This window comes from Serratia odorifera, assembly GCF_041448735.1.
GTDB classification, from domain to species: domain Bacteria; phylum Pseudomonadota; class Gammaproteobacteria; order Enterobacterales; family Enterobacteriaceae; genus Serratia_F; species Serratia_F odorifera.
On record NZ_JBGMUT010000001.1, the window covers coordinates 1,151,546 to 1,172,589 of the forward strand.

The following is a 21,044-nucleotide window of genomic DNA, read 5'->3' on the forward strand; positions in this document are numbered from 1 at the left end:
ACTCGCCCTGTCGGGCTAGCCCGACAGCTGTTCGATGGTCTGCAAAATACGCTTGTCGGAAATCGGGTACGGTGTCCCTAGCTGCTGGGCAAACAGACTAACGCGCAGTTCCTCAATCATCCAGCGCACCTCCCTCACCTCGTCATCGTCACGGCGCTTTGGCGGCAGTTTGTTCAGCCATTGCTGCCAGGCCTGCTGTACCTGCTCAACCCGCAGCATCTGCGCACGGTCGCGATGTGGATCGATCGCCAGCTTCTCCAATCGACGTTCGATGGCCTGCAGATAACGCAGCGTGTCCGGCAAACGCTTCCAGCCGTTCTGGGTGACGAAGCCGCGATAGATCAATCCATTCAACTGGGTTTTAATATCCGACAGCGCCAGGGCCAGCGACATGTCTACCCGCCCTTTCAGCCGCTTGTTGATGTTGAACACCATGGTCAGAATCTGCTCCACCTGCTTGGCAACGTTAACCACCGTCTCGTTCAAATCGGCACGGATCCGCTCCTGCAAGCGGGCAAAATCCTGCTCCTGCCACACCGGACCGCCGTTTTCGGCGATCAGTTTGTCGATACCGCAGGAAATGCAGTCGTCGATCAAATCCAGCACTTTACCATACGGGTTAAAATACAGCCCCAGCTTGGCCTTGTTCGGCAGTTTTTCGTGCAGATACTTGATGGGCGACGGCACGTTAAGCAGCAGCAGGCGGCGTGTACCGCGCCACATGGCCTGCCGTTGTTCCTGTTCACTGTCGAACAGGCGGATCGCCACGCTGTCTTTTTCATCGACCAGCGCCGGGTAGGCTTTTACCGAATAACCGCCGCGTTTCTGCTCATAAAACTCTGGCAGTTTGCCAAAGCTCCAGATATGCAGATCGCTTTGCTCCAGCCCGTCATCCGCCACCGCCGACAGCGTTTCCTGCACTTTTTCTTTCAGTTGCAGCTTCAACGCCGCCAGATCCTTGCCTTCACGCAGCGTCTGGTGTTTGTCACCCACCACGCGGAAGGTCATTTTTAAATGATCCGCGACCTGATCCCATTGCCAATCATCACGTGACACCGTCACTCCAGTCATGCGCCGCAGCTCACGCTCCAGAGAGTCCAGCAGCGGCATTTCCAGCGGCGTGGCACGGCCGAGGAAGGCTTCGGCATAGTTTGGCGCGGGGACAAAGTTACGGCGAACCGGCTTGGGCAGCGATTTGATCAACGCAATCACCAGCTCGCGCCGAATACCGGGGATTTGCCATTCAAAGCCCGCGTCGTCGACCTGATTGAGGATCGCCAACGGGATGTGCACCGTGACGCCATCCGCATCGGTGCCCGGTTCAAACTGATAGGTCAGCCGCAGCTTGAGGTTGCCCTGATGCCAGAAGTTCGGGTAATCCAACGCGCTGATCTGATTGGCACCCTGCTTGATCAGCATCTCTTTTTCAAAATTCAGCAGCTCCGGCTGCTGCCGTGCCGTCTGTTTCCACCAGCGATCAAAGTGACGTCCCGACACCACGTCCGACGGAATACGCCGGTCGTAGAAGCTGAATAACGTCTCATCATCCACCAGAATGTCACGCCGGCGTGATTTATGTTCCAGTTCTTCCACTTCGGCGCGCAGCTTGAGGTTGGCGCTGAAGAATGCGTGGCGCGTCTGCCAATCGCCCTCAACCAGTGCATGGCGGATAAACAGCTCACGGCATAGCAATGGATCGAGGTTGCTGTAATTGACCTGCCGCGCGGCGACGATCGGCAGGCCGAATAGCGTCACTTTTTCGCTGGCCATCACCGCCCCTTGCGATTTCGACCAGTGTGGCTCACTGTAGTGGTGCTTGACCAGATGCTGTGCCAGCGGTTCGATCCATTCCGGTTCGATGCGAGCGGCAATGCGCCCCCACAATTTGCTGGTTTCCACCAGTTCCGCCACCATCACCCATTTCGGCGGCTTCTTGAACAGTCCAGAACCGGGGAAGATGGCAAAACGCGCGTTGCGCGCCCCGCTGTATTCCTGTTTGTCGGCATCTTTCTGGCCGATATGCGACAGTAAACCGGTCAATAGCGCCAGATGCACGCTGCGGTAATCAGACGGCTCGCTGTTGATCGGCAAACCCAGTTCCTTCACCACCTGGCGAAGTTGGGTATAGATGTCCTGCCATTCGCGCACCCGCAAATAGTTGAGATAATCCGTACGACACAACCGGCGGAACTGGCTGGATGACAGCGCTTTCTGCTGTTCTTGCAGGTAGTTCCACAGGTTGACGAAGGCGATGAAATCCGAATCCTTGTCGGCAAAGCGCCGGTGCTTTTCGTCGGAGGCCTGCTGTTTGTCCATCGGCCGTTCACGCGGATCCTGAATCGACAGCGCGGCGGTGATGATCATTATTTCGCGTACGCTGCCGCTGTTACGCGCCTCCAGCACCATGCGCGCCAGACGCGGATCGATCGGCAACTGCGCCAGCTGTCGCCCCTGCGGCGTCAGTTGGTAATGGCCATTTTCCAGCGTGTTGATCGCACCGAGCTCTTCCAGCAGCCGGACGCCATCCTGGATGTTGCGCTTATCCGGCGCTTCAACGAACGGGAATGCGGCAATATCGCCAAGACCCAGCGACGTCATCTGCAAAATGACCGAAGCCAGGTTGGTTCGCAGGATTTCCGGGTCGGTAAACGCCGGTCGCGACAGGAAATCCTGCTCCGAATACAGACGAATGCAAATCCCTTCCGAAACGCGACCGCAACGCCCTTTACGCTGGTTGGCCGACGCCTGGGATATCGGTTCTATCGGCAGGCGCTGTACTTTGGTGCGGAAGCTGTAGCGGCTGATGCGCGCAGTGCCGGGATCGATCACGTATTTGATGCCCGGTACGGTGAGCGAAGTTTCCGCTACGTTGGTCGCCAGCACGATGCGACGACCGTGGTGCGACTGGAATACCCGGTTCTGCTCACTGTTCGACAGCCGTGCATACAGCGGTAACACCTCGGTGTGCGGCAGATTGAGCCGGCTGAGCGCATCGGCGGTGTCGCGAATTTCACGCTCACCGCTCATAAAGATCAGGATATCTCCCGGCCCGGCGCGCCCCAGTTCGTCTACCGCATCGAAAATCGCCTGCAGCTGATCGCGCTCGCCATCATCGGCGTCGTCAACTACCGGTCGATAACGCACTTCAACCGGATAGGTACGCCCGGAAACCTCGACGATCGGCGCATTGTTGAAGTGGCGGGAAAAACGCTGGGGATCGATGGTTGCCGAGGTTATGATCACCTTTAAATCCGGGCGATTGGGCAACAGTTCGCGCAGATAACCAAGAATGAAATCAATATTCAGACTGCGTTCATGCGCTTCATCGATAATCAGCGTGTCGTATTGCATCAGCAGCCGATCCTGCTGGATTTCCGCCAGCAGGATGCCGTCTGTCATCAGTTTGACCAGCGACTGCTCACCTACCTGATCGTTAAAACGCACTTTATAGCCGACGCTGCCACCGAGTGGTGTGTCCAGCTCATCGGCAATGCGGTTGGCGACGGTACGCGCCGCCAGCCGGCGCGGCTGGGTATGGCCGATCAACCCTTTGACCCCACGCCCGAGTTCCAGGCACATCTTCGGTAACTGGGTGGTTTTGCCCGAGCCGGTTTCCCCGGCAACGATCACCACCTGATGGTCGCGGATCGCCTTGAGGATCTCCTGTTTTTTCTGGCTGACCGGCAGGTTCGCCGGATAGCGGATATCTGGACATGAGGCGGCACGCGATTGCACTTTCTGCAACGCGGCGGCGATGTCGTGTTCGATCTCGGCGGCGACGGCCTGCAGAGCTTCGGGATTTTTGACTTTTCGTGCGCCAAGCAGCCGACGCTGGAGACGCTGTTGATCACGGAGCATCAGATCATCCAATTGCGATGACAATGCCGCGAGCGAAGATTTCACGTTCGGTATTCCTTGTTTCACGCTGCCGGACGCGCTGCCGGTAACGGTATAGAATGATTTTAGCTATTTTTCAGCAATAGACGTACAGGGTATCACACGCTGTTTTCTGCCCATAATTCCTCTGCTTAGCGCGCGGAAAGTTGTTCAATAAAATCGAACAAAGGTCTCGAAATATTCCGCTATCCCTGTTGGAAAAAGATGCCTAGAGTGTAATCCATGCGAGGGACACCGAGTCCTGATTTCACTGTCATTAAGGAATTACCGATGAGCAACGTACTGGTACTCAAATCAAGCATCCTGGCGACCTACTCTCAGTCTAACCAACTGGCCGACTTTTTCATCGAGCAATGGAGCCAAACCCACGGCGGCGACACCATCACCGTGCGTGATCTGGCTGCCAACCCGATTCCAGTGCTGGATGGCGAACTGGTTGGCGCACTGCGCCCTTCCGATGCCCCGTTGACGCCACGTCAGCAGGAAGCGCTGGCGTTGTCCGACGCACTGATCGCCGAACTGCAGGCCAACGACACCATCGTTATGGCGGCGCCGATGTATAATTTCAACATCCCGACCCAGTTGAAGAACTATTTTGACCTGATTGCCCGCGCCGGCGTGACCTTCCGTTACACCGAAAACGGTCCGGAAGGCCTGGTGAAAGGCAAACGCGCCATCATCCTGACCAGCCGCGGTGGCATTCACAAAGGTACGCCGACCGATCTGGTTGAGCCATACCTGCGCCTGTTCCTGGGCTTTATCGGCATTACCGAGGTTGAGTTCGTGTTTGCCGAAGGCATCGCCTACGGCCCGGACGTGGCAACCAAAGCACAGGAAGATGCCAAAGCGTTACTGGCGCAAGTGGTTACCGCCTAATATTGGCCCGGGCGCCAGCGCCACAGATTGCCGCCAGATCCCCGCCGTTCAGCCAAGCCTGAGCGGCTTTTTTTTACCCGCTATCGCATCACCTGGTGGGGTATTGCCGCTGTGCTGTTACGCAGCAGCGTGCACGGATTGGGTTACTTTTTCAGCCACTGGCCATTGATGCCACGGACATATTCCCCTGGCTGCGCGCGCGCCACCAGTTTCTGCCCGGCCATGCGCGCCACCTGGTCAATGGTGATGTGATTGGCCTGCGCCACTTGCTGATACTGTTCGCTACGCCCGTTATTGATACGGCTGACCAGTTCCAGCGTTTGCGCGTCCTGCTTTACCGGTGCGACATAACCGCTCAGCGTTTCGCCCAGTCGCCCCTGGGTTTTGGCTTCATCCAGCGTTAACGCCATCGCCATGCTGCTGAATAACCCACCGATAGCCATCAGCCATAACACTCTTTTTTTCATTCTGTCGGCTCCTAGAACAGATCGCTGCGGTTTTTCAGCATGGTTTCCACGTCTTTGTCCACTTTGATGTGGATTTCATGTTCTATCTTGACGTTCATGTTGATGGTAATCGGCTCTTTCGGCGTCGCCACTTCAATGCGCGGCACGCAACCGTTAAGCAAAAACGCGCTGACCACGGCAGCCAATACTGGCCCGGTGATGATTCTCATGGTTGTTCCCCAGGTTCTGCGAGTGCCTGCTCCAGCCACTCCTGTAGATTGTCGCCAAAGCGCAGGCTGCGCCACAGCTGAAACACGTTTTCCTGATGGCTATAGTTCAGAATAACCTCTCGTTTGGCACTTTTCAGCGGATTGACCCCGTCGATTTTCGCGTGCAGGCTCAGCTCGCCCAGATTATCCAGATCGACCCGAGCCTGCGAACGGTTGATTTCCATATAGCGCAACCAGTCGATCGCCGCGCCGGTCGCCAGATTGTTACCGGCGATGGCATCCGCCATATCCTTGTCCAGTCGCAGTGTCAGAGTGCCGGCATTGGCGATCCAACCGTTGCGCACCAGCCATTTGGGATGGTTAAGGTACAACGGCAGTTCGCCGTCGACCCGCCCGGACATGGCGAACTGCTTGGGCTTCAATACCGTAAACAGCGCGCTGAGATCGACATTGTCCAGTTTCAGCACCGCGGCGTCATGCTGCGGAAAACGCAATGCCGACAGGCTGATACGGCCATTGAGCATATCAACGCCAAGGTTGCTGAGCGTCAGCGGCATCCGTTCGCTGTAAGGGTATGTTCCCTGCAGATCGGCGGTAATGTTCTGCATCTCAAACAGGTTGCTCAGCGATTTAATCCGCAACGTCACTGGCTGTTTGGCGCCAAGCTGCCACAGATGATTTTTAAGCCGATAGGACATGACGAAATCCAGTCCGCTCATTTCGCCGTCTTTCAGCCACATACCGCCATTGCTGACCACCCAGTGGCCACCGGCCTCAAAGCCTTGCACGCGTGCAGCAGAAAACGCCGTCTGGGCATAAAACTCGCCGTCACGCAGAGCAATATTCAGATCCGGTGAAATCAGCGGTTGGAACACCGCCAAGCGCTGCTTTGGCCACCAGCCTTCGCCACGCAGTCGCTCGCCGTCCCAACGGCCGCGCAGCGCGATTGGCCCTATTTCCTGCGCATCCAGCTTGCCCTGCCACTGGAAATTATTCGGATCGCTGCCCTGCAGTTGCAGGTTGAGGGTCGACGGCGGTAAATGCCCACCGTCGGTGAATCTGACGCTGTCAGCCACCAGTTTCAAATCGCCATCAAATGCCGGCTGCGTCTGGTCACGCTGCCAGCGTAGCGGTTTATTCAGCGTCAAACGTGGCGCATTGACCGTGACCATGCCGTATTTCAGCTTGTCGAATCCGGTAGAAAGGCGCTCAAGGGTCAGCGTACTGTCATGCCAACTGCCGTTACCGGCCACGTCCCACGCCGCCAGCAGCGGTGGCATGTCGCCGCGGCCCCAGTAGCGCCATTGCCAGTGACCGTGATCGGGCCAGAAATCCTGCGCCTTACCGTCCAGATGCAGCTTGACCTGCCCCCAATAGTCATCGCTGGCGCGGATAATCGCCTGCAAACGACCGGTGATGCCGGCGGCGGTCACCTTCACCCCGGCCAGCGGCAGGCGCGCCTCTTCGAGCCGCATTTCCGGCGTAGCGTTACCCCAGGCACGCAATAGCGAACCTGGTTGCAGCACCAGCGTCGGATTGAGGATCGAGCCGCTGAGGATCCCAGGGATTGATGCAGTCAATGAATAATCCGCCAAATTGGCCTGGCCGGTCAGTTGGAAACCGAGATCGCTCTGCGTCAGACCAATGGTGCCCGGCCCGAGCGTCAGTACCGCATTGCCTTTGCCGTTGTGACCGGCGGTGATGACGTTGAGTCGCGCGCTGATCTGGGTTTCATCGAACCCCTTGCTCCAATCGTGCAGCGCAACGCTGATGCCGCCATTCAGCGGTTGGTCGATATACGGCCAACGCCATTCCCCCTTGGAAATGCTGATCTGATGAGCATCAACCGCCCACGGCAGCGTCGCCAATGGCCGATCGTCGCCCTTTTCGGTTAGCGTTACCACACCCTGACGCTGTTGCCAGTGCACCGCCATCAACAACGGCTGATCCAGGTAGCCGGTCTGCATTTCACCCTGTAGCGTCCCTTGCTGTGGCATGCTGTGCAGATCGAGCGGAATGGCGATTTGCCCGCTAAGGCGTAATGGTTCACTGCTATTGGGGGGCACCACAATCAGTTGACGTACGCTGAGCCGTTGTTGCCGATCCAAGACGGCGTCGACGCTAAGATTTTTGCCGGTGTAATGCAACTGCTGGCCATTAGCACTGGAGCCTAGTTGCAGTTTGCCAGCGTAGCGTTGCCACGGCAGCAGCTTCAGTTCGCCAACGGTCATCTCCAACTGCGGCAATTGCTGCTGCAGTTTATCCAGCGTCAGCGTGGCGTCACTGGCATCGCCGCCAGGCAGCGAGGACAGGCAGGCGCTATCGACGCTGAGCTGGTCGCTGACCAGTTGCCATCGGCCAGCGCTATAGCGCAGGCGTGTCGGCCCGATGTCGGCCAACAGGCAGTCCTGCGCCTTGAACTGCGCCCCTGCCAGCGACAAACCGCCCTGCTGCCATTGCAACGGCCCTTTCATTACTAGTTGGCTACCGGACGGCAGCCAATGAGCCACCACCCGTGGCAACCAGTGTGGCAGCGTTTGCCATAGGGTGAACGGCAGGATCACCATGCAAGCCACAATCCCTATGAATACTTTCAATCGCTTAGTCATTAAATGATTGTTTCAGTCCTGAGTACGGCACGCCCGCGGTTAAGTGTATGCCAGAAAGGACGATAATGATGGCATGAATTTGCGGTAGCGGGAAGGCAACCCGCCGCTCCGGCGGTGAATTCGGCGTATTTGACCGATGACTATCCTGCTTTGGTGGTTTTTTCTTACAGATTATCCGTTTGCGCCACCGTCGTTTCAGACTTTTATTATTGTGATTACGCACAATGATTAATAGTCTTGCAATGATTATTATAAGTAAGTTGTATATTCGCGCACCTCACTGCGGCGGGTATATGTGAAGAAGCCTATTCCCCCACCGGTTACGTGGGGATTTTTTTGCCTTTCATCCGGTTCATCCCGACGCTGCCATCCGTCGCGGCCGTTGCTACGCTTACTATTACCAAGGCGATCGCCATTGGGCGCGCTGCCGCTCAACGCCAGCGGACAATGCCGCTAAGTGATTGTCAAAAATGGAAAATCCCTTTAAACTTAGCGTAAATCAACGGTGGAGAAACCACGATGAAACTGGCGATATACAGCACTAAACAGTATGACCGTAAATATCTTGAGCTGGTAAACCAGCAGTTTGGTTTCGAGCTGGAATTTTTTGACTTTCTGCTCAGCAAAAAAACCGCAAAAACCGCCACTGGCTGCAAAGCGGTTTGCATCTTCGTTAATGACGATGGCAGCCGCGAAGTGCTGGAAGAGCTGGCAGCCCAAGGCGTCAAAATCCTTGCACTGCGCTGTGCCGGTTTTAACAATGTCGATCTGGACGCAGCGAAAGCGCTGGGCATCGATGTGGTGCGCGTGCCGGCCTATTCGCCAGAAGCGGTGGCCGAACATGCCGTCGGCCTGATGATGTGCCTGAATCGCCGTATTCATCGCGCCTACCAGCGCACCCGAGACGCCAACTTCTCGCTGGAAGGCCTGATCGGTTTCAATATGCATAACCGCACCGCCGGCGTGATCGGTACCGGCAAAATCGGCGTAGCGACCATGCGCATCCTGAAAGGCTTCGGCATGAAGCTGCTGGCCTACGATCCCTACCCTAGCGCCCAGGCGCTGGAGCTGGGCGCCGAGTATGTCGATCTGAAAACGCTGTACGCCCAGTCCGACGTCATTACCCTGCACTGTCCGTTGACGGCGGAAAACCATCACTTGCTCGACGCCGAGGCGTTTTCGATGATGAAAGACGGCGTGATGGTGATCAATACCAGCCGCGGTGGATTGGTTGACTCCTCGGCGGCCATCGATGCGCTGAAGCAGCAGAAAATTGGTGCACTGGGGATGGACGTGTATGAGAACGAGCGGGATCTGTTCTTTGAAGACAAATCCAACGACGTGATTCAGGATGACGTTTTCCGCCGTCTCTCTGCCTGCCATAACGTGCTGTTTACCGGCCATCAGGCGTTCCTGACAGAAGAAGCGCTGACCAGCATTTCTGAAACCACGCTTAAAAATGTCGATCAACTGGCGCGTGGTGAACCCTGCGCCAACCAGTTGAATGCCTGAAAGGAGAGCAGAATGACCCGGTTATTACCTCTGGCACTGGCCAGCGTGTTATTGGGCGGTTGTGCCATGCAAACGACAGAATCAGCGCAGCCGGTGGTGGTCGCCAGCGATCTGCAACATCACAACTTTGTGTTGCAAAGCGTTGACGGTGTGACGGCCAACGCCACACAGGGCCGGGGACCGAGCCTTGAATTCGGCGAACGGCTGCATGTGTCGGGCGTCATGTGCAACCGTTTTTCCGGCTTCGGGCAATTGCAACACGGCGTGCTGACGGTCAAAAACCTGGCGATGACACGCATGCTGTGCAGCGATGCGCAGCGTAACCAATGGGACGGCATTATTACTCAAGTGCTGCACAATGGCGCGCAGGTCACACTGCAACAGCAACAGCTGACGCTGAGCGACGGCACGCATACGCTGGTGTATACCCTGAAAGACTGGGTGCAATGATCACCCACCCAGGCTGGATTCAGCCTGGGTTAGCCTCACCCGGCTCCCGAACAGGCTCCCTGGCCTAGTGCCCACTCCTCGCATTGCTTGCCGTCCGGCATTTGACACATTCTAACCGTTTCGCCATTGAGCAGATGGGCAATCGTGGTGGTGCCGCCCACGTTCGCGCAGTGCGCACTGGTAGGTAAATGATTGATTTTGGCGCTAGTCCCCTGCTGTTGCGGTTCATCATTATTGCTGCTGCATGCAGCCAATACCAGAACGGCGCCAGCCAGCCACCCGTTATGCATTGCCATTGTTTTCTCCTGAATCCGTTATTGTGCTGTGGTAACCTGCGAGCCTCTTGGTGGACACGTATATTAAATGTTGCAACAAACTTATTTAATCTAGCCTGTTGGTTAAATAATGAGAATATAAATCGGCAATTATCAGATTAATTTTTCACCGCACGGCAACCGGCCATGACGGCGTATCCGGCCATTGAGCACACCGCCGGTACCGCCCCCCGCTACCGGCCGACGCCGCCACTCGCCGTCGGGCATCGCTCGGCTCGCCACCAGACCAGCTTCAGGGGCAACCCGCCGTGCGCCAACGGCCCCCACTTAATTCAACGCCGTTGGAATAGAAAATAATCTTCAATGCGCGCTGGTTTTTGATAACAAATTAATGACCAAAACGCCGGCGATTATTAACCCCATGCCAATAATTGCCGGCCAATCCAATTTCTGGTTATAAACAAACACCGCGGCAATCGACACCAGCACAATTCCCATTCCCGACCAGATGGCATAAACGATACCCAATGGCATGGTTTTCACCACCATCGACAAGCCCCAGAAAGCCACGCCATAGCCGACCACCACCACCAACGACGGCCACAATCGGGTAAATCCCTCAGAAGCCTTGAGCATGGTGGTGGCAATCACTTCGGCGATAATCGCCATGGTTAAGTAGATAAATCCGTTCATTGTTGTGCTCTTGCGTTAATTGCGGTCTGCCTATTATGACAGTGTTTAAATATATTGGCGTTAACCGGCGATGACATTTATCGATAAAATAATCCTCTGACGCTGAGAAATATAAATTTACAACTGCAGCTGAGCACTAAAAGCCACGTCACACAATCGTGATAAAGTGAGCCAAATAGCCTCTGCTAGACTTTGCCGATGACTACGACGTTATTTATATAGGCAATGAAATGATCACTACAGATGGCAACAATGCCGTTGCGTCGGTGGCTTATCGCACCAATGAAGTTATCGCAATCTACCCTATCACCCCCAGCTCCACCATGGCCGAACAGGCCGACGCCTGGTCTGGCGATCGGCGCAAAAACATTTGGGGCGACGTACCGCGGGTGGTGGAAATGCAGTCCGAAGGTGGAGCGATCGCCACCGTACACGGTGCCTTGCAAACCGGGGCATTGTCGACGTCGTTCACCTCATCGCAGGGGTTGCTGCTCATGATCCCCACGCTGTATAAACTGGCGGGTGAACTCACGCCGTTTGTACTGCACGTGGCAGCCCGTACCGTAGCCACCCACGCGCTGTCGATCTTTGGCGATCACTCCGACGTGATGGCGGTTCGGCAAACCGGCTGCGCCATGTTGTGCGCCAGCTCGGTGCAGGAAGCGCAGGATTTTGCGCTGATCGCCCAGACGGCGACCCTCAATAGCCGCATTCCGTTTATTCATTTCTTTGATGGTTTCCGCACCTCTCACGAAATCAACAAGATCGTGCCGTTAAGTGACGATACGCTGCGCCAGATGCTGCCGCAGAATGCCATTGATGACCACCGCCATCGGGCGCTGTCGCCGGAACGTCCGGTGGTGCGCGGCACCTCCGCCAACCCGGATACCTATTTCCAGGCACGTGAAGCCACCAATCCATGGTACAGCCAAACTCGCGAACACGTTGGCGACGCCATGCAAAAGTTCGCCGAACTGACCGGCCGCCACTACCAGCCGTTTGACTATTACGGCCATCCGCAGGCCGAGCGCGTGGTGGTGTTGATGGGCTCCGCCATCGGCACCTGCGAAGAAGCGATCGATACCCTGCTGGCGCGCGGCGAAAAAGTCGGCATGGTGAAGGTACGGCTGTATCGGCCGTTCTACGCCGCCGATCTGCTTGAGGCGCTGCCCGCCAGCGCGCAAAACATTGCGGTACTGGATCGCACCAAAGAGCCCGGCGCCCTGGCCGAACCGCTGTATCTGGACGTCATGACCGCATTGGCCGAGGCCTTCAGTCGCGGTGAACGCCCTACGCTGCCGCGGGTCATCGGCGGGCGTTATGGCCTATCGTCAAAAGAATTTGGTCCGGACTGCGCGCTGGCGGTGTTTACCGAATTGGCGCTAACCGATCCGCGGCCGCGCTTCACGGTCGGTATTTTCGACGACATCAGCGGCCTGTCGCTGCCCATCGGCGATCCACTGCCGCCCTCGCACGCCACGCTGGAAGCGCTGTTCTACGGCCTGGGCAGCGATGGTAGCGTGTCAGCGACCAAAAACAACATCAAAATCATCGGCAACGCGACCCCGATGTTTGCCCAGGGCTATTTCGTCTATGACTCGAAAAAGGCCGGCGGTCTGACGGTGTCGCATCTGCGGGTCAGCGAACGGCCAATAAATTCCGCTTATCTGGTTGCGCAGGCCGATTTCATCGGTTGTCATCAGGCGCAATTTATCGACAAATACCAGATGGTGGAACGGCTCAAACCTGGCGGCATTTTCTTGCTGAATACGCCCTACGATGCCGATGAGGTATGGGCGCGGCTGCCCCAGGAAGTACAGGCGCTGCTGTGTCAGCGTCAGGCGCGTTTCTATATTGTCAATGCTGCCAGGCTGGCGCGAGAATGCCGACTCGGCGCCCGTATCAATACCGTGATGCAAATGGCGTTCTTCCAACTGACACAAATTCTGCCGAACGACGTCGCGCTGCAGCAACTGCAGGATGCTATTGCTCACAGCTACGCCAGCAAGGGGGCGGATATTGTCGAACGCAACTGGCAGGCGCTGGCGGCAACGCGTCTGGCGCTGCAGGAAATCCCGCTGCAGTCGGTCGACCCACACAGCGCGATGCGCCCGCCGGTGGTTGCCGACACCGCACCAGACTTTGTCAAAACGGTCACTGCCGCCATGCTGGCCGGGCTGGGTGACAGCCTGCCGGTTTCCGCCTTCCCGCCAGACGGTACCTGGCCGGTCGGCACCACCCAGTGGGAAAAGCGCAACATTGCCGAACAGGTGCCGATCTGGCAAGCCGAACTGTGCACCCAGTGCAACCACTGCGTCGCCGCCTGCCCGCACTCCGCCATTCGCGCCAAAGTGGTCGCACCCGAGGCCATCGCCGATGCGCCAGCCGGCCTGCAATCGCTGGACGTCAAGGCGCGCGACATGCGTGGCCAGAAGTATCTTTTGCAAGTCGCGCCGGAAGACTGCACCGGCTGTAACCTGTGCGTGGAGGTCTGCCCGGCCAAGGATCGGCAGGATCCGTCGATTAAAGCGATCAATATGGCCTCGCGACTGGACAACCTGGCGGTCGAAAAAGCCAATTATGATTTCTTCCTGCAACTGCCGGAAATCGATCCGGCGCAGCTTGAACGTATCGACATTCGTACATCGCAGCTGATTACCCCGCTGTTCGAATATTCCGGCGCCTGCTCCGGCTGCGGCGAAACCCCCTATATCAAACTGCTGACCCAGCTGTACGGCGATCGGCTGCTGATTGCCAACGCCACCGGCTGCTCATCGATCTACGGCGGCAATCTGCCGACCACGCCATATACCACCAATGCACAAGGGCGTGGGCCGGCATGGGCCAACTCGTTATTTGAAGACAACGCCGAATTCGGTCTGGGCTTCCGCCTGACGGTCGACCAGCATCGCCAACGCGTGCTGCGGCTGCTGGAAACGCTGGCGCCGCAGTTGCCGGTTGAACTGGTCAACGGTTTGCAACTGACCGACGTCGCGCCAGAGCCACGCCGTCAGCAAATTGCCACCTTGCGCAGCCTGCTGGCTGATGTCGAGGGCGAAGACGCGCGGCAGTTGGCCTGCGATGCCGATTATCTGGTGGACAAATCCATCTGGCTTATCGGCGGAGACGGTTGGGCTTATGACATCGGCTTCGGTGGCCTGGACCACGTGCTGAGCCTGACGGAAAACGTCAATGTGCTGGTGCTGGATACCCAATGCTATTCCAACACCGGCGGCCAGCAGTCGAAAGCCACGCCACTCGGTGCGGTAACCAAGTTCGGCGAGCACGGCAAACGCAAGGCACGCAAAGATCTGGGGATCAGCATGATGATGTATGGTCATGTCTACGTGGCGCAAATCTCGCTCGGCGCGCAGCTCAACCAAACGGTAAAAGCCATTCAGGAGGCGGAATCCTATCCCGGACCGTCATTGATCATTGCCTACAGTCCATGCGAAGAACACGGCTATGACCTGGCGCTCAGTCACGATCAGATGAAGCAGTTGACCGCCACCGGTTTCTGGCCGCTGTATCGGTTCGATCCGCGACGCGCAGATGCAGGTAAGGCGGCGCTGGCTCTAGATTCGCGCCCGCCGAACAGCGAATTGAGCGCTACCCTGCTTAAGGAGCAGCGCTTCCGTCGCCTGAACAGCCAGCAGCCGGAGGTCGCCGATGCGTTGTACCAACAGGCGGAACAACAACTGAAGGAAAAATACGACTTTCTCAGTCTGCTGGCCGGCAAGGCGGAAAAATCCGCCGCCGAATGACCGCCGCCTTGGCGTGCTACCGAGCGCTTCAAGGCAATCGCTGACAAGGATAAAGCAGCACGTCAGTTAAAACGGCTGGCATTCGTCCGTACAATCCGTACCATACACGCCACATCTCTATGGCGTGTTGATTGATGCAATGAATCATGAACCAGTTACTGATAAATGCTAAACTTGCCAACGAAAAAAATGCTGCGCCAATAGAGCCCCAACATGAGAACGAGCACGATTTAAATGTCAGATAAACAATCAGTTAGTCAAAAAGAGCAGTACAACCTCAACAAGTTGCAAAAACGCCTGCGCCGCAACGTCGGCGAAGCGATTGCCGATTACAATATGATTGAAGAAGGCGACCGCATCATGGTTTGCCTGTCCGGCGGTAAAGACAGCTACACCATGTTGGAAATTCTGCGCAACCTTCAGCAAAGCGCGCCGATCAATTTCTCGCTGATTGCGGTTAACCTCGATCAGAAACAGCCAGGGTTCCCGGAACACATTTTGCCAGCCTATCTGGACGGCCTGGGCGTCGAATATAAAATCGTCGAAGAAAACACCTACGGCATCGTGAAAGAGAAAATCCCTGAAGGCAAAACCACCTGTTCACTGTGTTCGCGCCTGCGCCGCGGCATTCTGTACCGCACCGCCAGCGAACTTGGTGCGACAAAAATCGCGCTTGGCCACCACCGCGATGACATTTTGCAAACGCTGTTCCTCAACATGTTCTACGGCGGGAAGATGAAAGGCATGCCGCCGAAGTTGATGAGCGACGACGGTAAACACGTGGTGATCCGCCCGTTGGCCTATTGCCGTGAAAAAGACATCGAGCGTTTCGCCATCGCCAAAGAGTATCCGATTATCCCCTGCAACCTGTGTGGTTCGCAGCCGAACCTGCAACGCCAGGTGGTTGGCGATATGCTGCGCGATTGGGACAAGCGTTATCCTGGCCGCATCGAAACCATGTTCAGCGCCATGCAGAACCTGGTGCCGTCACACCTGTGTGATACCGAACTGTTCGATTTCAAGGGCATTCGTCACGGCAGCGAAGTGGTCAACGGCGGCGATCTGGCGTTCGATCGTGAAGACCTGCCAATGCAGCCCATCGGCTGGCAGCCGGAAGAGTCCGATGACGCCAGCGTGGTACCACAACGGCTTAACGTGTTGGAAATCAAATAATTACCCTGCTCCATCGGCGGTGCGTCGATGGAGTTCCCCCCCTGCCGAGCTGTTTTCGAGCTCGCTCACAATTCAAGCAAAAATCATCTGACATTGTCAGCGTCCGGGTGTACTGTTTATTTGTACAGTTAACTGGAGATTGACGATGAACATCACCCCTTGCTTGTCCCACGTTTCGTTGGGAACCAACGCCTTTGACCAGGCTGCAGAGTTTTACGATCGGGTGCTTGGCGCACTAGGCTGCCGACGCGTATTGGAACACCCTGGTGCCATCGGTTACGGTCGCGATTACCCGGAGTTCTGGTTGCAAACGCCAATCAATGGTAAACCGGCCGCCATCGGCAACGGCATTCACGTCGGTTTCTTCGCCACCAGCAAACAGCAGGTTGACGAGTTTTATCGACAGGCGCTGCAGGCCGGCGCACAAGATGACGGCGCACCGGGTTCGCGGCCGCATTATGGTGCCCAATATTACGGCTGTTTCGTGCGCGATCTGGACGGACACAAGATAGAAGCCAGCTTCTGGGATGAATCTGCCGGCTGATTTGCCGCACGACAGACAAAAAAATGCCGGTGTTTAAACCGGCATGGTATGAATCAAATATGCTATGCAGTAATTCTAAAATAAGAAAGTAAGACAATTATGGAGCGCAACGCCCATCGCTTGACGTTGCATTCACCTGCGAGAGAGATCATGCCGCACTTTGTCCCGGCAAATGTTGATATCGCTCAATGTTGTCAGGGTTTACCTCGCTTTTTGCCAGACAAACTGTCCAGACGACCTGGTGCTACAGCCAACGACTGCGCCTGAGCCACCAGGCCACGCCAAGCACCAGCGCCACCAGCATCAGGCAAAATGCCGCAAAACCCAGCGGATCGCTACCGCCTGGAATGCCGCCAAGGTTGACGCCGAACAGGCCGGTGAGGAAGGTTGTCGGCAGAAACACCATCGCCAGCAATGACATGGTATAGGTGCGCCGGTTCATGGCATCCGCCATAACGGTAGTGATTTCATCCGACAGGATCGCGGTGCGTGCAATGCTGCCATCCAGATCGTCAAGCCCACGGCCAAGACGGTCGGCAATGTCCTGCATCCGCCGCCGGTCGTCGTCGCTCATCCACGGCAAACGCTCGCTGGCCAGGCGCGAAAACACATCCCGCTGGGGTGCCATATAACGCCGCAGCACAATCAATTGTTTGCGAATCAACGCCAGTTGGCCGCGTTCGGGGATTTGCTGCTCCAGCAACGCGTCTTCCAGATCGATAATCTTGTCGTGCAGATCTTCAATAAATTCACTGGCGTGGTCGGTCAGCCCGTCGGAAATCTCCACCAGCCAACTGCCGCTGTTGGTCGGCCCTACGCCGGACTGTAAATCATTGACCACTTCATCAATCGAATACACCTTGCGATGACGCGTCGAGATAATCATTTTGTCGGTAATGTATACCCGAAACGTCACCAACTGATCGGGTCGCGAATTGGCGTTAAAGTTGATACCGCGCAAAGTTATCATGGTGCCGTCCCCCTGCCGCGTTACCCGCGGTCGTGTGCTGTCCCCAGACAGCGCTTCGCGTACGCTATCCGGTAGCAGCGGCGTGGTGGCCAACCACTGCGCACTGGCAGGATGCGCATAATCCAGATGCAGCCAGCTCGGCGCGGTACAGGTAATATTATCGTCGGGTTCAATCGGCGTTACACCGCCTTTGCCGTCCAGCTGAAAAGCATAGACCGCGTCAGAAACTTGCAGCGCATTGCCGGCAATGACATCCATTGCATGTCCTCTCGTCGTCTTCTACTCGCGTTAAGCTGCGCATTGGCGCGTGGTCAATCAATGTTTGATGATATACATCGTTTGGCTGTAAGCCACGTCTTCCGGGTTGGTGATCGGGTAGCCTTTCACCCAGGGTTTGATCAGCCGACCATTGGTGTATTGATATATCGGCGCAATCGGCGCCTGGTCGGCAATGATCTGCTCTGCCTTGTTGTAATCGGCATTCAGCGCAGACGGTTGAGTCTGGCGGCTGGCCTGTTCCAGTACGCGATCGTAATCGGCGTTGCGGAATTTGGCGATGTTGCCGCTATGGCTGGAACCGAGCAGCGAAAGGAAGGTCGAGGCTTCGTTGTAATCGCCGACCCAGGACGCGCGCACCACGTCGAAGTTGCCGGTATTGCGGCTGTCGATATAGGTTTTCCACTCCTGGTTTTGCAATTTCACCTCTACGCCGAGCTTCTTCTTCCACATCGAGGCCACCGCGATGGCAATCTTCTGATGGCTTTCCGAGGTGTTATACAGCAACGTCAACGTTAGCGGCTTGCCTGGACCGTAACCCGCTGCCTGCATCAGCGCTTTGGCCTGCGCATCCAGTTCATCCTGCGACTGTTGCTGCAACAGGCTTTGCTGTGGCTTAAACCCGGCGGTAACGTCCGGCGTAAAGTGATAAGCCGGTTTTTCACCGGTACCCAGCACTTTTTCGGCAATGATCTTGCGGTCGATGGCATAGGACAAGGCCTTGCGCACCCGCAGATCGTTAGTTGGCGCGCGCTGAGTATTGAAGGCGTAATAATAGGTGCCGAGCTGATCCGGCGTGTACACCTGCCCCGGGATGTCCTTCAGCAGCTTCTGGTACATATTTTTCGGGAATGATTCTGTGATATCAATATCCCCCGCCAGATAACGCTTGGTGGCGTTGGATTCCTGATTAATCGGCACAAAAGTGACTTGATTCAACACGGTATGTGCATGGTCCCAATAGTGCTGGTTTGGCACCAGCACCAGTTTTTCATTGACCACCCGCTGCTGTAGCGTGAAGGCACCATTGCCCACCAGATTGCCGACTCGAGTCCAGTCATTACCATATTTTTCTACTACCGCTTTCGGTACTGGGAACAAACTGAAGTTAGCCGTCAGACTGACAAAATATGGCACCGGCTTATTCAACTGCACCTTCAGCGTGTATTTATCCACTGCCGTCACACCCAATTGGTCGGCGGGCATTTTGCCGGCGATGATCGCCTCGGCGTTTTGTATAGCAGCCAGCTGTGCGAACCAGGCAAAAGGCGACAGACTGGCAGGATCGACCAACCGTCGCCAGCTGTAAACGAAATCCTCAGCCGTGACAGGGTCACCGTTGGACCAACGCGCATCTTTACGCAGGGTGAAAATGTAGGTTTGATTGTCGCTGCTTTTCCAGCCGGTGGCGACGCCGGGTATCACTTTGCCCTGTGCGTCCTGATTGACCAATCCCTCGAATAAGTCGCGAGCAACCTGCGCTTCTGGCAGACCCACCGCTTTGATGGGATCGAGCGAGGCCGGCTCGTCTTTGATGTGGCGAACAATTTCCTGTTTTTCGGCCAACGCGGTGCCGGCCGGTACCTGTGCGGCTGTGGCGCTAAAGCTGGTGCTGACCGCTACGGCACAACACGCCAAACGAAAACGCCGTTGAATTATTTTTATCGCCATCATCAATCATCCCGAGTTAACCATCTGAATTATTTATCATATAGCACAAGATCGCGCAGACCTATAGCCAGAGAGCAACTAGATTTAAAAACTGGGCGACAAACGATAAAAAATACCCGCGACAGGCGCGGGTATCGGTATAACGGCAGGATAATCAATCGTACAAATGCACGCTGGTAATCTGATAACTGAACTCTTCACCCTCTTCTTCATCGAAAATGGTAAATACACCTTTTTCCGCCAACGGGCGTTGATGAATGTCGGTATTTTGCAGTTGACGCGCGTCCACGTCGTCATAGCCGTAATCGAGATAGAACGCGTCCCGTTGGTAATCCACGTGCAGGGTAAACGGATAGTTGGATTCATCACCACGACCGTCGTCATTCTTCACAACGCCGAACCACTCGCCCTGGCGGATCTGGTTTTCATCATCGACGCCGCACAGCAGGGTAATAGTATCCTGGGTATTTTCACTGTAATGGGCAATTACTCGGGCAACTGGCATATAACATCCTCTTTCTGGTTATCGGCTTGGCATGACATCAGTATATCAAGCCTCGATGCCGGCGCTACCAGTCAATATTCAGCACGGTTTTACCACGCGCGCCGCCGGCCTTGCTGGCAGCCAGCATTGCCGGCGCCTGGCGGATGGACACCATGCGCTCGAGCGGGATCTGCAATTCGCCACGCGCCACTTTTTCTACCAATAACGCCAGTTCTTCGGCGTTGATCTGCGCGTTGAGATTGCCGCCATGCAATCCGCGCGGCCTGAGTCGATCGGGTAGTGCCGCCCCCAGGGTGCTAACCGCCGCGCCGCCATGATGTACGCTGACCAATAACGCGCTGAAGCCGTCGACGTCGCTTGCCAGATCGATGATGCCATCAACGCCCTGCGGATAACGTTGTAACAACTGCTGCGCCAGCGGTGCCTGGTGGTGATCGATTACCACGTCGGCCCCCAGCGTATGTAGGCTGGCGCGGCTATCCGCTGCGCCGGTGGCGATAACCGTCAGCCCCTGCAATTTGGCCAACTGCACGGCAAAGCGCCCTACGCCGCCGCTAGCACCGACGATAACCACCTGCGAACCTGCCGGTAATGCCAGTTTTTCCAGCGCTTTCAACGCCGCGCCTGCGGCCACCGGCAACGCGGCAGCAGCGTTCAGGCTAACGGCATCCGGTACCCGCGCCAACGCCGCATGCTGATCGATGGCCGCATATTGCGCATAACTGCCGGCGCCCACCACGCCGAACAGAAAGCTGCCGACCAGGCGATCGCCGGGCCGGAAACGCGTAACGTCTGGCGCGATGGCTTCCACCTCGCCGGCGCCGTCAACGCCCAGCACCAAGGGGAAAATATGCGGCAGCTTACCCTCCAGCAAACCCTCCGCCACCCGCCAGTCGAACGGATTCAACCCGGCCGCCGCCAGCTTCACCAGGATCTGACCTGGTTTGACAACCGGCTTGGCCAGCTCGATTTCCTGTGGTTCTGCGCCGATTTTTGTCACGGCTATCGCTTTCATCAACGCTCCTGAGTCTCGGTGAGTGATAACGCTGTCAGCAAATTGACACTGTTTACATTATGGACAAGGATTTCCAGCAGGGTGAAACATTGCGCTGGGAAAGTTGCACCAAAGCGTAATACACTGAATAAAATAACA

16 protein-coding genes are annotated in these 21,044 nt (G+C 56.4%); 6 read left to right on the forward strand and 10 right to left on the reverse strand.

Annotation, left to right across the window (positions count from 1 at the left end):
* Positions 1 to 15: 15 nt before the first annotated feature.
* Positions 16 to 3,903, reverse strand: a complete 3,888-nt coding sequence (hrpA, locus tag ACCC84_RS05380; protein WP_371901629.1) for an ATP-dependent RNA helicase HrpA — start codon at positions 3,901 to 3,903, stop codon at positions 16 to 18.
* A gap of 264 nt (positions 3,904 to 4,167) precedes the next feature.
* Between hrpA and ACCC84_RS05385 the strand changes: the two genes are divergently transcribed.
* On the forward strand, positions 4,168 to 4,773 hold the full coding sequence (locus ACCC84_RS05385) for an FMN-dependent NADH-azoreductase (RefSeq protein ID WP_039992084.1): 606 nt from the start codon (positions 4,168 to 4,170) through the stop codon (positions 4,771 to 4,773).
* A gap of 143 nt (positions 4,774 to 4,916) precedes the next feature.
* Here the strand turns inward: ACCC84_RS05385 and ACCC84_RS05390 are convergent, their stop codons facing one another.
* Genes ACCC84_RS05390 through ACCC84_RS05400 form a run of 3 tightly spaced genes read right to left on the reverse strand, consistent with a single transcriptional unit; the run spans position 4,917 to position 8,058 of the window.
* Positions 4,917 to 5,240: a YdbL family probable chaperone protein gene (locus ACCC84_RS05390; protein ID WP_004962673.1), complete on the reverse strand. Its 324-nt coding sequence runs from the start codon at positions 5,238 to 5,240 to the stop codon at positions 4,917 to 4,919.
* An 11-nt stretch (positions 5,241 to 5,251) separates the two neighbouring features.
* Positions 5,252 to 5,449, reverse strand: a complete 198-nt coding sequence (locus ACCC84_RS05395; RefSeq protein WP_004962669.1) for a YnbE family lipoprotein — start codon at positions 5,447 to 5,449, stop codon at positions 5,252 to 5,254.
* Positions 5,446 to 8,058 carry a YdbH family protein gene (locus ACCC84_RS05400; RefSeq protein WP_371901630.1) on the reverse strand — a complete coding sequence of 871 codons (2,613 nt, stop codon included), beginning with the start codon at positions 8,056 to 8,058 and terminating at the stop codon, positions 5,446 to 5,448. The genes ACCC84_RS05395 and ACCC84_RS05400 overlap by 4 nt, the downstream gene beginning before the upstream one ends.
* Before the next feature lie 519 nt (positions 8,059 to 8,577).
* Here ACCC84_RS05400 and ACCC84_RS05405 point away from each other — a divergent pair.
* Both ACCC84_RS05405 and hslJ read left to right on the forward strand, forming a co-directional pair.
* Positions 8,578 to 9,570 (forward strand): 2-hydroxyacid dehydrogenase, encoded by a 993-nt coding sequence (locus ACCC84_RS05405; protein ID WP_004962665.1) that lies wholly within the window; start codon positions 8,578 to 8,580, stop codon positions 9,568 to 9,570.
* A 12-nt stretch (positions 9,571 to 9,582) separates the two neighbouring features.
* The gene (gene hslJ / locus ACCC84_RS05410) at positions 9,583 to 10,020 is read left to right on the forward strand and encodes a heat shock protein HslJ (RefSeq protein WP_004962662.1); all 438 of its coding nucleotides are present in this window, start codon (positions 9,583 to 9,585) and stop codon (positions 10,018 to 10,020) included.
* A 35-nt stretch (positions 10,021 to 10,055) separates the two neighbouring features.
* Here the strand turns inward: hslJ and ACCC84_RS05415 are convergent, their stop codons facing one another.
* Together ACCC84_RS05415 and ACCC84_RS05420 are read right to left on the reverse strand one after the other, a co-directional pair.
* A complete protein-coding gene (locus tag ACCC84_RS05415) occupies positions 10,056 to 10,316 on the reverse strand; it encodes a putative hemolysin (RefSeq protein ID WP_004962659.1) in 261 nt (86 codons plus the stop codon).
* Between the two features lie 339 nt (positions 10,317 to 10,655).
* Positions 10,656 to 10,988, reverse strand: coding sequence for an SMR family transporter (locus tag ACCC84_RS05420; protein ID WP_004962655.1), 333 nt, complete (start codon positions 10,986 to 10,988; stop codon positions 10,656 to 10,658).
* A gap of 230 nt (positions 10,989 to 11,218) precedes the next feature.
* Here ACCC84_RS05420 and nifJ point away from each other — a divergent pair, with 230 nt between their 5' ends.
* From nifJ to ACCC84_RS05435, 3 genes are all read left to right on the forward strand, one after another.
* Positions 11,219 to 14,752: a pyruvate:ferredoxin (flavodoxin) oxidoreductase gene (gene nifJ / locus ACCC84_RS05425; RefSeq protein ID WP_371901631.1), complete on the forward strand. Its 3,534-nt coding sequence runs from the start codon at positions 11,219 to 11,221 to the stop codon at positions 14,750 to 14,752.
* A 234-nt stretch (positions 14,753 to 14,986) separates the two neighbouring features.
* Positions 14,987 to 15,925, forward strand: a complete 939-nt coding sequence (gene ttcA / locus ACCC84_RS05430) for a tRNA 2-thiocytidine(32) synthetase TtcA (RefSeq protein WP_004962649.1) — start codon at positions 14,987 to 14,989, stop codon at positions 15,923 to 15,925.
* A gap of 145 nt (positions 15,926 to 16,070) precedes the next feature.
* The gene (locus ACCC84_RS05435) at positions 16,071 to 16,469 is read left to right on the forward strand and encodes a VOC family protein (protein WP_004962647.1); all 399 of its coding nucleotides are present in this window, start codon (positions 16,071 to 16,073) and stop codon (positions 16,467 to 16,469) included.
* Positions 16,470 to 16,713: 244 nt separating this feature from the next.
* Here ACCC84_RS05435 and zntB read toward each other — a convergent pair whose 3' ends face one another.
* The 4 genes from zntB to ACCC84_RS05455 all read right to left on the reverse strand — a co-directional run bounded on the left by zntB (position 16,714) and on the right by ACCC84_RS05455 (position 20,906).
* Positions 16,714 to 17,697, reverse strand: coding sequence for a zinc transporter ZntB (zntB, locus tag ACCC84_RS05440; protein ID WP_004962642.1), 984 nt, complete (start codon positions 17,695 to 17,697; stop codon positions 16,714 to 16,716).
* A 57-nt stretch (positions 17,698 to 17,754) separates the two neighbouring features.
* A complete protein-coding gene (locus ACCC84_RS05445) occupies positions 17,755 to 19,386 on the reverse strand; it encodes a peptide ABC transporter substrate-binding protein (RefSeq protein WP_039992716.1) in 1,632 nt (543 codons plus the stop codon).
* 154 nt (positions 19,387 to 19,540) lie between these two features.
* A complete protein-coding gene (locus ACCC84_RS05450; protein WP_004962638.1) occupies positions 19,541 to 19,891 on the reverse strand; it encodes a hypothetical protein in 351 nt (116 codons plus the stop codon).
* A gap of 64 nt (positions 19,892 to 19,955) precedes the next feature.
* Positions 19,956 to 20,906, reverse strand: a complete 951-nt coding sequence (locus ACCC84_RS05455) for an NADP-dependent oxidoreductase (protein ID WP_371901632.1) — start codon at positions 20,904 to 20,906, stop codon at positions 19,956 to 19,958.
* Between the last annotated feature and the right edge of the window lie 138 nt (positions 20,907 to 21,044).